General features: G+C 69.9%; 12 protein-coding genes. 11 read left to right on the top strand and 1 reads right to left on the bottom strand.

Features of this window, described 5'->3' with window-relative positions:
- The 7 genes from QNJ67_22275 to QNJ67_22245 form a co-directional block, all read left to right on the top strand.
- A partial coding sequence (locus QNJ67_22275; GenBank protein ID MDJ0611716.1) for a TRAP transporter large permease occupies positions 1–1593 on the top strand: 1593 nt, incomplete at its 5' end.
- Between the two features lie 74 nt (positions 1594–1667).
- Positions 1668–2576 carry a phosphonate ABC transporter substrate-binding protein gene (gene phnD, locus QNJ67_22270; protein MDJ0611715.1) on the top strand — a complete coding sequence of 303 codons (909 nt, stop codon included), beginning with the start codon at positions 1668–1670 and terminating at the stop codon, positions 2574–2576.
- Positions 2577–2691: 115 nt separating this feature from the next.
- Complete coding sequence (nthA, locus tag QNJ67_22265; protein ID MDJ0611714.1) at positions 2692–3303, top strand: nitrile hydratase subunit alpha; 612 nt, start codon at positions 2692–2694, stop codon at positions 3301–3303.
- Positions 3303–3965: a nitrile hydratase subunit beta gene (gene nthB / locus QNJ67_22260; GenBank protein ID MDJ0611713.1), complete on the top strand. Its 663-nt coding sequence runs from the start codon at positions 3303–3305 to the stop codon at positions 3963–3965. Before nthA ends, nthB begins: the two co-directional genes overlap by 1 nt.
- Positions 3949–4275, top strand: coding sequence for a nitrile hydratase accessory protein (locus QNJ67_22255; protein ID MDJ0611712.1), 327 nt, complete (start codon positions 3949–3951; stop codon positions 4273–4275). Before nthB ends, QNJ67_22255 begins: the two co-directional genes overlap by 17 nt.
- Before the next feature lie 152 nt (positions 4276–4427).
- Entirely contained in the window at positions 4428–5474 is a 1047-nt protein-coding gene (locus QNJ67_22250; protein ID MDJ0611711.1) for an LLM class flavin-dependent oxidoreductase, read from the top strand.
- 183 nt (positions 5475–5657) lie between these two features.
- The gene (locus QNJ67_22245; protein MDJ0611710.1) at positions 5658–6434 is read left to right on the top strand and encodes an alpha/beta hydrolase; all 777 of its coding nucleotides are present in this window, start codon (positions 5658–5660) and stop codon (positions 6432–6434) included.
- 210 nt (positions 6435–6644) lie between these two features.
- On the opposite strand, the gene QNJ67_22240 is transcribed toward QNJ67_22245, so the two are convergent.
- The gene (locus QNJ67_22240) at positions 6645–7331 is read right to left on the bottom strand and encodes a fumarylacetoacetate hydrolase family protein (GenBank protein MDJ0611709.1); all 687 of its coding nucleotides are present in this window, start codon (positions 7329–7331) and stop codon (positions 6645–6647) included.
- Between the two features lie 131 nt (positions 7332–7462).
- Here QNJ67_22240 and QNJ67_22235 point away from each other — a divergent pair, with 131 nt between their 5' ends.
- The 4 genes from QNJ67_22235 to QNJ67_22220 all read left to right on the top strand — a co-directional run.
- Positions 7463–8512, top strand: coding sequence for a TRAP transporter substrate-binding protein (locus QNJ67_22235; protein MDJ0611708.1), 1050 nt, complete (start codon positions 7463–7465; stop codon positions 8510–8512).
- Between the two features lie 30 nt (positions 8513–8542).
- Positions 8543–9100: a TRAP transporter small permease gene (locus tag QNJ67_22230; GenBank protein MDJ0611707.1), complete on the top strand. Its 558-nt coding sequence runs from the start codon at positions 8543–8545 to the stop codon at positions 9098–9100.
- 1 nt (position 9101) lies between these two features.
- Positions 9102–10400, top strand: a complete 1299-nt coding sequence (locus tag QNJ67_22225) for a TRAP transporter large permease (protein MDJ0611706.1) — start codon at positions 9102–9104, stop codon at positions 10398–10400.
- Between the two features lie 301 nt (positions 10401–10701).
- On the top strand, positions 10702–10994 hold a 293-nt coding region (locus QNJ67_22220), incomplete at its 3' end, for a hypothetical protein (protein ID MDJ0611705.1).

The following is a 10994-nucleotide window of genomic DNA, read 5'->3' as shown; positions in this document are numbered from 1 at the left end:
ATGGCGACCTCGGAGTTCCTTCCCGAGCCTTGGCGCATGCGGGCCCGCCGGTTCACCGGCGGACTCGCCGTGGCGGTCAGCGCGACCCTCGTGGTAGCGAGCGTGCAGCTGGTCGCGATCGACCACGAGTTCGGCGAACTCGTGGCCTGGAACATCCCGGTCTGGGTCGTGTCGCTGGTCATCCCGGTCGCCTTCCTCGCGATCACCTGGCGCGTCCTGGCCGGGGCGGCGGACACCCGGCGCGGCTGGCTCATCGTGGCGAGCGGCCTCGCCGTCCCGCCGCTCTTCGCCTTCGTCCCGGCCCTGGCCACGCCGGACCTGCTCGTGCCTGGCATCGTCGTGATCCTGGTCGCCACCGCGCTGGGCCTGCCGATCTTCGCCGCCATCGGCGGGGCCGCCCTGCTGCTGTTCTTCCTGGAAGGCACGCCGGTCGCCGCGGTGCCCGGCGAGGCCTACCGCATGGCGACCTCGCCCATGCTGCCGGCCATTCCGCTCTTCACCCTGACCGGCTACATCCTCGCCGAGGGCGGCTCCAGCCAGCGCCTGCTGGCCCTGTTCAACGCCATGGTCGGTTGGATGCCCGGGGGCCTGGCCATCGTCGTCACCCTGGTTCTGGCCTTCTTCACGCCGCTGACCGGGGCCTCCGGCATCACCATTCTGGCCATGGGCGGCCTGATCCTGCCGATGCTCACCCGGGCGCGCTACCACGAGGACCACGCGACCGGCCTGGTCACCGTTTCGGGCTCGATCGGCGTCCTGCTGCCGCCCAGCCTGCCGGTGATCCTCTACGCCTACTACGCCGAGCTGCCGCTCGACCAGCTCTTCATCGGCGGCCTGATCCCCGGCCTGCTGCTGATCTTCGCGGTCGCCGGGTGGGGCGCCTGGCGCGGCTGGTCCATGGGCGCGGCCCGCACGGACTTCAGCTGGCGGGCGCTCGGCGCGGCCCTCTGGGGCGCCAAGTGGGAGCTACCGCTGCCCCTGATCATCATCGGCGGCATCTTCGGCGGTCTGGCAACTCTGGTGGAGGCGGCCGCCGCGACCGTGCTCTACGCCCTGATCGTGGAGACCCTGGTGTTCCGCGAGCTCGGGCTGCGCAAGGACCTGCCGCGCATCGCGGTCGAGAGCGCCACCCTGGTCGGCGGCTTCATGATCATCCTGGGCGTCGCGCTCGGGCTGACCAACTATCTGCTGATCGCCCAGGTGCCGATGCTGGCGCTCAACTGGATCCAGCAGATCATCGAGTCGCCCGTCCTCTTCCTGCTGGCGCTCAACCTCGTGCTGATCGTGGTCGGTGCCCTGATGGACATCTATTCGGCGATCATCGTGATCGTGCCGCTGATCGCGCCCATGGCGCTGGCCTACGGGATCGAGCCGGTCCACCTGGGGGTCGTGTTCATGGCCAACATGCAGCTGGGCTACCTGATGCCGCCGATGGGCGAGAACCTCTTCCTCTCCGCCTACCGCTTCAAGAAGTCCCTGCCCGAGATCTACCGGGCGACCCTGCCCTACATCGCCATCCTGCTGGTCATCGTGCTGCTGGTCACCTACTGGCCCGGCCTCACGCTCGGCCTGCTGGAGCTGGTGCGCGGCTAACGCTTCGCGGTCCCGGCCCGATCCGCCAGCTTCTTCGGCTTGCCATCCGCGCACTTCCACGTAAACAAATGACCATGAAACTGAGAAACCTGATTGGCGTGGCCGCGGCCACGGTCATGCTGGCCGGCGACGCACTGGCGGCCGGCGAGATCAGCGAGTTCCGCATCGGCATCCTGGGCGGCGAGAACGCTCCCGCCCGCCTGCGCAGCAACGAGTGCGTGCGCGAGATGACCGAGCAGGCGCTCGGCGTGCCGACCCGGCTCTTCGCGCCGGCCGACTACGACGGCGTCATCGAGGGGCTGCTCGGCGGCGATCTCGACATGGCCTGGCTCGGCGCCTTCGGCTACGCGAAGATCTACCTGACCGACCCCGAAGCCGTGGAGCCGGTACTGACCAGGATCAAGGAGGACGGCTCCTTCGGCTACTACGCGATCGGCTTCGCCCGCGTCGACCGCGCGATCAACAGTCTGGCAGACATGAAGGGCAAGGTCTTCGGCTTCGGCGATCCGAACTCCACCTCCGGCTACCTGATCCCCTCGATCGAGATCCCCGCGGCCGGCTACGACATGGAGCCCGGCAGGTACTTCAAGGACGTGGTCTTCACCGGCGGCCACGAGCAGACCATCCTCGCGGTCTACAACGGCGACATCGACGGCGGCGTGACCTGGGCCGACGGCCTGGGCGCCTGGGAAGACGGCTTCAACAGCGGCGCGCTGCGCAAGGCGGTCGACGACGCCCTGGTCGACATGTCCCAGCTGACCGAGATCTGGCGCTCCAGGCTCATCCCCGAGGGCCCGATCGTCCTGCGCAAGGACCTGCCGAACGACGTGAAGCTCCGGATGGTCGGTCTGCTGGCCGGCCTCCCCTCGATGGATCCGAACTGCGCCTACAGCTTCGCGGGCGGCAGGATCAGGGGGCTCGTGCCGATCGGGCACCGCGAGTACGAAACCATCGTCGCGGCCCGGCGGCGCGGGTCCGAGTAAGCCGGCTGATGAAGAAGCCTGGAGCCCTCTGGAACCTCCGCGCAGCGGCGGCGCCCACCTTGACGCGCGCCGCACCATCGGAAAGACTCCTTGTGAACCCGAGGACTTCGACATTATGGCTCACGAGCACGCTCATGCGCTCCTGCCGTCCGAGCCGGCCTTGCGGGTGCGCGCCATCGAGACGCTGGTAGTCGATAAGGGTCTGGTCGACCCCGAAGCCATCGACGCCATCGTCGACGCCTTCTCGAACAAGATCGGTCCGCAGAACGGCGCCAGGGTGGTCGCCAAGGCCTGGAGCGATCCGGCTTACCTCAAGTGGCTGCGCGAAGACGCCACGGCGGCGATCGCCGAACTCGGCTACTCCGGGCTGCAAGGCGAGCACATGGTGGCGGTCGAGAACACTGTCGATGTGCACAACATCGTCGTCTGCACCCTCTGCTCCTGCTATCCCTGGCCGGTGCTCGGCGTACCGCCGGTCTGGTACAAGTCGGCGGAGTACCGCGCCCGGGTGGTGCGCGATCCGCGCGGCGTCTTGGCCGAATTCGGTGTAACTTTGGGCGATGAGATAGAGATCCGGGTCTGGGACTCGACCGCCGAGATCCGCTACCTCGTGATCCCGCAACGCCCATCCGGTACCGAAGGCCTTTCCGAAGAGGCCCTGGCGGGCCTGGTGACCCGTGACTCGATGGTCGGTACGGGCTTTGCGGCCGAGCCGGGAGGCACCTGATGGACGGAGTCCACGACCTCGGCGGCATGGAAGGCTTCGGCCCCCTGGCGATCGAGCCCGACGAGCCGCCTTTCCATCACGACTGGGAAGCGCGGGTCATGGCCCTGCGCCTGCTGATGGGCTTCTGGCGCCGGTGGAACATCGACGCCGGTCGCCACTCGATCGAAAACCTGCCGCCGGCGGACTACCTTTCCATGACCTACTACGAGAAATGGCTCGCGTCGGTCGCGAACCTCTCGGTCGGCGCGGGACTCCTCTCCCGCGAGGAGGTCGCCTCCGGCCGCCCGGCGCCGGGTGCCGAGAAGGCGACGCCGCCGGTCGACGCCGCAGCCTTCCTGCGTTTCCTGCCCACGGGCCGTCCGAGCGAGCGGGAGGTCAACGCGGCCCCGGCCTTCGCCGTCGGCGACCGCGTGCGCACCGCCCGGCACATGCATTGCGGCCACACCCGACTGCCCCGCTATTGCCGCGACCGGGTCGGCGAGGTCGTGCTGCACCACGGCGCCCACGTCTTTCCCGACGTCAGCGCAACGCTCGCGGGCGAGGCGCCGCAGCACCTCTACACCGTGCGCTTCTCGGCGCGCGAGCTCTGGGGCGAGGCGGCGGATCCCCGGCACAGCGTGACGGCCGATCTCTGGGAGAGTTACCTTGCGCCCGCGACCTGAGCCAGAGCAGCCCTTCTCCGAGCCCTGGCATGCCGAGCTCTTCGCCACGACCCATGCCCTGGCCGCGGCCGGCGCCTTTCAGTGGTCCGAATGGTCGGAGGCCTTCATCGCCGCGCTCCAGCGGGCGGACTCGGCCGGCGCGCCGAAGGACGGATCGGCCTACTACGAGGTCTGGCTTTCCGCCTTCGAGGATTTCTTGATCCGCCGGGGCCTGGCCGAGGGCAAGGAGCTCGGAGCCTTGCGCCAAGCCTGGACCGAGGCCTATCTGAAGACGCCCCACGGATCGCCGGCCGAGCTTCCCCGGGATTGATCGGACGCCGGCGGTTTCGATCCTCCGGCAGGCTGCGCCGCCGCCTGAACCGCGGTAGAGAAGCTTGACGCGCGCCACTTAGCATTTGCCCGAAAAATCAGGCTGTCTCATAGTCGTGGTCCTGGTTGCAACGCCCGCAGGAGGCCCCCCGTATGGAGTTCTGTCCGCAGCTCTCGGCCTACTATCCGGACAAGAGCTACGGCGGCGACCGGCTCTATCGGGACATGCTGGAACAGGCCGTGCTCTCGGACCGGCTGGGCTACGAGTGCCTCTCGATCACCGAGCACCACCTGATCAACATCCTGATGATGCCGGCGCCCCTGACCTTCGCGGTCAAGATCGCGGCCGTGACCGAGAAGATAAAGATCATGACCGCCGTCGTGGTCCTGCCGGTGCGCGACATGCGGGTCCTGGCCGGCGAGATCGTGGTCGCCGACATCTTCACCGAGGGCCGCCTGCTGGTCGGCGTCGGGCGCGGCGCCTTCGCCTTCGAGATGGACCGCCTGGGCTGCCCGCTGGAGATCAGCCGGGAGAAGTTCGACGAGTCGCTCGACGTGCTGACCGCCCTCTTGAGCCGCGAGGACGTCGCCTGGAACGGCAAGTACTACCGGTTTGACGCGCTGACCGTCATGCCGCGGCCGGTCACCCCCGGCGGCCCGCCGATCATGATGGCCGTCGTCACGCCCGAGGCGATCTACCACTGCGCCCGGCGCGGCTTCGACATCCAGACCACGCCGCTGGCGGGCGGCCACCAGCTCATGCTGGACCAGGTCGAGGCCTTCCGGCGCGGCCGGGCCGAGGCGGGCGCCGAGGCGCGGAACCGGACCCTCTCGCTCTCGCGCGTCGCCTTCCTGGCCAGGGACGAGGCCGACCGGCGGGAGAAGCTCCGCCAGGCCCACGACTACTACAGCCGCTTCGACAACCTCCGCTCGGGCCCCGGCCTGGTCGAGGGCGGCATGATCGCCCCCCTGCCGCGCAAGCAGACGATCGAGGAGCTGGACCAGAGCCTCTTGATCTGCACCGCGAGCGAGATGGTCGACAAGCTCGGCCCCTACGCCGAGGGCGGCATCGACCGCATGATCCTCAACGTCAACTTCGGCGCCAGCCAGGCCGACACCCTCGACTGCCTGGAGCGCTTCGCCGCCGAGGTCATGCCCCACTTCGCGAAGCCCGCGGGCCGGGTGGCCGCGGCGGAGTAGCGCGGTGCCCGCGGCTTCGAGAAACCAACCGGCCCTCACCCTCCCAACGCCTTCGGCGTCGGGCTCCCTCTCCCAAGGGAGAGGGAAAACCAACCCTCTCCCCTGGGAGAGGGTGGCGAAGCGCAGCGGAGCGGGTGAGGGCCGGTTGGTTTCTTGCCGCCGTGCAGCGAGAACGCGACGCCAATGACTGCCGTCGACTGCGCCTATTCCGTGGAGGGAGAGGGCCCGGCGCTCTTCATGGTCCACGGCATCGGCTCCCGGCGCGGCGCCTGGCGGCCGCTCGCCGGGATCCTCGGCCGCCACTTCACCTGCATCGGCTACGACCTGCGCGGCCACGGCGACTCGCCGGCGCCCGCGCCGCCCTACACGCTGGACGACCTGGTCGCGGACCTGGAGGCCCTGCGGGAAAGGCTGGGCGTCGAGCGGGCCCACGTCATCGGCCACTCCCTGGGCGGCATGATCGGGCCGGCCTACGCCCGGGCCCACCCCGAACGGGTGCTCTCCCTGGGCCTGCTCTCGACGGCGGCGGGACGGACGGACGAGGACCGGGCCAAGGTGCGGGCCGTGATCGCGGCCATGGAGGAGAAGGGCATCCGCCAGGTGCTCGACACCCTGGTCGAGCGCTGGTTCACCGACGCCTTCCTGGAGGCCCGGCCCGACGCCGTCCGCGCCCGCCTCGAGCAGGTGGTGGAGACTCCGGCCGAGGTGTTCCTCAGCGTCTTCCGCATCTACGCCGAGACCGAGATGGCGCCCTGGCTGCATGAGGTCGCGGCGCCCGCGCTGGTCCTGACCGGCGAGCTGGACGGCGGCTGCAACCCCCGGCTCAACCGCTTCATCGCCGGCGAGCTGCCCAACGCCGAGCTCGCGATCCTGCCCGGCCTCAAGCACTCGATCCTGATCGAGGCCCCCGAGCTGGTGGCCGCCGCGGTCCTGGAATTCCTGCAGCGGCAGCCGTCATAACTTCAGATTGGACCGGACCGATCGCCGGCGTCTTGAAGGGCGAGACTCTGCCTGTCGCCGAGGTTCGGATTTTTCACCACAGAGACACAGAGACCACAGAGGAAAACCAAGGTTCTTTCAGCGCGCTGCGCGCGCAACCAACCTCTTTGGTTCTCTGTGGTCTCTGTGTCTCTGTGGTGAACCCTTTTGGTTTCGAGCCCCGACGTGGCCTCAAACGATCTCCACCGAGATCTCCGCCACGCCCTCGACGCCGCCGGTCACCTTGTCGCCGCGGGTAAGCGGGCCGACGCCCGAGGGGGTCCCGGTGAAGATCAGGTCGCCGGGCATCAGCCGGAAGTATCCGGAGAGCTTGGCGGTCAGCTCCATCACCGACCAGATCAGCTCGGAGAGGTCGCCGCTCTGCCGCTCCTCGCCGTTGACCGACAGCCAGATCCGGCCCTTGGCCGGGTGGCCGATCTCCGCCGCGGTCCGGACCCGCGAGCAGGGTGCGCCGCCGTCGCAGGCCTTGCCCGTGTCCCAGGGTCGGCGCTGGGCCTTGGCCTCGGCCTGGAGGTCGCGCCGCGTCAGGTCGATCCCGACCGCGTAGCCGTAGATGTGGTCCGGCACCGCCGCGAGCGGGATGTCCGCGCCCTCGCGGCCGATCGCCACGACCAGCTCGATCTCGTGGTGCAGGTCGCTGGTCATGGGCGGATAGGGGATCTTGGCGCCGTCGAGGACAACGCAGTCGCGCGGCTTGATGAAGAAGAAGGGCTCCTCGCGGTCCGGATCGTTGCCCATCTCCCGCGAGTGGGCCGCGTAGTTGCGGCCGACGCAGTAGACCCGGCGCACGGGAAACAGCCGGTCGTCCCCCTCGACCGGAAGCCGGGGCGTCGCCGGCGGCGCGATCACGAAATGCATGGCTGGTCTCTACTCTCCCCACGGCCCCATTCATGACGGACGGCTGCATTGTTCTTGCGGGCCTTCCGGGTATCATGCCACGGCCCGGTATCATGACAAGGCCGGTCCGGTTTCAGGCGAAGGAGCCGTCCATGCAGCGCACCCCTTTCTCGGCTCTGTCGATCGCACTTGCCGTCGCGGCCTGGCTGCTCGGGGCCGGCCTCGCGCCGGCCGCGGCCCAGGAAGTGACCCTGAAGGTCCACCACTTCCTGCCGCCGCCCTCGGTCGCCCACGCCAAGTTCATCGAGCCCTGGGCGCGCAAGGTCGAGGCCGAGTCGGGCGGCCGCATCGCCGTGCGCGTCTTTCCGGCGATGCAGCTGGGCGGCAAGCCGCCCCAGCTGTTCGACCAGGCGCGCGAGGGCGTGGCCGACGTGGTCTGGACCCTGACCGGCTATACCGCCGGGCGCTTCCCCACGATCGAGGTCTTCGAGCTGCCCTTCGTCGCAGGCAGCGCCGAGGCGACCAGCCAGGCGGTCCAGGCCTTCTACGAGGCCCACGCGCGCGAGGAGTTCGCCGAGGTCCACCCGCTGCTGTTCCACGTTCACGCGCCCGGCAGCCTGCACATGCGCGGCACGCCGGTCCGGCGCCTGGAGGACCTGAAGAACGCCAAGGTCCGGGCGCCGACGCGGGTCATCAACGAGGCCCTGGCGGCGATGGGCGCCACGCCGATCGGTATGCCGGTCCCGGCCGTGCCCGAGGCCCTTTCCAAGGGCGTGATCGACGGCGCCGCCCTGCCCTACGAGGTCACGCTGCCGCTCAGGGTGCACGAGCTGACCGATTCCCACACCGAGATCGCCGGCGACCGCGGCCTCTATACCGCCGTCTTCCTCTTCGCCATGAACAAGGCGACCTACGAGGCCCTGCCGGCCGACCTCAAGGCCGTGATCGACGCCAACGCCGGCGCGGCCCTGGCCCGGCGGGTCGGCGCGGTCTGGGACGCCGCCGAGGCGCCCGGCCGGGACAAGGCGGCCGCCCTGGGCGACAGCTTCCACCGGATCGAGGGCGCCGAGCTGGACCGCTGGAAGCAGGCGACCCAGCCGGTGATCGACGGCTGGGTCAAGCGCATGGACGAGCGCGGCCGGGACGGCGCCGCCCTGCTCGACGCCGCCCGGGCCCTGGTCGCCAAGCATGACGGGTCCTGACGCCGGCGCCTGCCCCGGCGCCCGGCGGTCATGAGCGCGGCCGAGACCCCAGACCGCAGTCCTCCCGGCGGCCCTCCAGGCGGCTCTCCCGGTACCCTGCTTCGCCGGCTCAGCGCCGGCCTCGCGCTGGCCGGCGGCGCGCTGCTCTGCGGTCTCGCCGTCCTGACCTGCCTGTCGATCGCCGGACGGGTGCTGCTGAGTGCGCCCCTGCCCGGCGACTTCGAGCTGATCGAGGCCGGCACCGCGGTCGCCGTCTTCGCCTTCCTGCCCTGGTGCCAGGTCACCCGCGGCAACGTCGCGGTCGACCTCCTGGTGCGACGCGCGCCGCCGCGGGCCCGCGCCGCCCTGTCGCTGGCGGCCAACGCCGCCTTCACGGCCGTCGCGGCGCTGCTCACCTGGCAGGCGGCCCTCGGCGGGCTGGACCTCCACCGCTACCGGGAGAGCACCATGGTGCTCGGCCTGCCCCTCTGGTGGGGCTTCGTGCCGGCGACCTTCTGCCTGGCGGTCCTGACCCTGGTCTGCCTGGCCACGGCGCTCGACGACCTGCGGGCGCTCAAGCGCGGCGCCGGGCCGCGGGCGGCCGGGTGACGTGGGCATCGCGCTCGCCAGCTTCCCGGTCTTCCTCGCGCTGCTCGCGCTGCGCGTCCCGGTCGCGCTGGCGATGCTGCTGGTCGGCGGCGCCGGCTATGTGCTGCTGAGCGGCTGGGCGCCGCTGATCGCCAGCTTGAAGACCGGCCCCTACTTCCAGTTCTCCAGCTACTCGCTGACGGTGATCCCCTTCTTCCTGCTGATGGGGCAGTTCGCCGCCAAGGCCGGCATGAGCCGGGCGCTGTTCGACGCCGCCAAGGCCTGGCTCGGCCACCGGCGCGGCGGCCTCGCCATGGCGGCGATCGGCAGCTGCGCCGGGTTCGGCGCGATCTGCGGCTCCTCGCTGGCCACGGCGGCGACCATGGGGCAGGCCGCCCTGCCGGAACTGCGGCGCCACGGCTATAGCGGCGCGCTCGCGACCGGCGCGCTCGCCGCCGGCGGCACCCTGGGCATCCTGATCCCGCCGTCGCTGGTCCTGGTCGTCTACGCCATCCTGACCGAGCAGAACATCGGCGCGCTCTTCTTGGCCGCGCTCGGCCCGGCGCTCCTGGCGGTGCTGGGCTACATCGCCGCGGTCTGGGTCTTCGTGCGGCTCGACCCGGCGGCGGGCCCGGCCGCGGAGCGGGCGCCCGCGTCGGAGCGCCGCCGCGGCCTCGCGGCGGTCGCGCCGGTGGCGGCAATCTTCGCCCTGGTGATCGGCGGCATCTATCTGGGCTGGTTCACCCCGACCGAGGGGGCGGCGGTCGGGGCCTGCGCCACGGGGCTGCTGGCGCTGCTGTCGGGCGGCCTGAGCGGCCCGGCCCTGGCCGACTGCCTGCTGGAGACCGGCCGCACCACCGCGATGATCTTCCTGATCCTGCTCGGCGCCGAGCTCTACAACGCCTTCCTGGCGCTCAGCGGCCTGCCGGCGGAGGCGGCCCGCACGGTCGCCGAGAGCGGGCTACCGCCGATCCTCGTGCTGGCGTCGATCCTGCTGATCTACCTCCTGCTCGGCTGCGTCATGGACAGCCTCTCCATGATCCTGCTGACCGTGCCGATCTTCTTTCCCGTCGTCATGGCGCTGGACTTCGGGCTGGGCCCCGACCAGACCGCGATCTGGTTCGGCATCCTGGCGCTGGTCGCGGTCGAGGTCGGCCTGATCACCCCGCCCGTCGGCCTCAACGTCTTCGTGATTCATGGCCAGGCGCCCCACGTCCCGCTGCCGCAGGTCTTCAAGGGCGTCCTGCCGTTCCTCGCGGCCGATATCTGCCGCATCCTCCTGCTGCTCGCCTTCCCGGGCATCGCCCTCTGGGTGCTGTGAAGTCGAGCGGCGCCGCGGCAAGAGGAATCGCGGCCAAGGAGACGCCAGATCTTCGCCGAGACCAAACCAAGCGAAGTGAAATCACATATCGTCTTGGTTAAGTATTTGTGAGCTTTCTTTTCATTTTTAGAAATAATAAGGTTTTATACAAAGGTTAAGCCCCTTGTTTTATTGATTAATTCTATGATTTTAACAATCCGATATTTGACACAGCCGTGAAATGTTCGTAAAATGTGAAAACTGATCGAACATCAACCCGGGCCGCCGGGACATCGCTGAAACCGAAACCAACAATAGGCAGATGACCGACACCCGCCCCCAGACCGACGAAGCGACGACGCCGCCGGAGATACCGGGCCGGCGGATCCTGCGCTTCTCGCACCTGGTGGCCACCGCGGCGGTCGCCGTGACGGTCCTGCACAGCAACGCGCTGGGCAACCACGACTATCGGACCCCGCCCGACAGCGCTCTGGCCGGCCTCGATGCCCTGCGCTTCGAGGCGCCCGCGCCCGGCGAGGGGCTCGCCACCTACCCGTCCGCCGACGGCGGCACGCGCTGGATCGCCAGCCGGCCGAGCCACGTGCCCCAGCCCAA

This window comes from Kiloniellales bacterium (assembly GCA_030064845.1).
In the GTDB taxonomy this organism is placed as follows: Bacteria; Pseudomonadota; Alphaproteobacteria; order Kiloniellales; family JAKSDN01; genus JASJEC01.
Note: the sequence above shows the minus strand (reverse complement) of the source record. Positions and strands in the feature narration are given on the sequence as shown.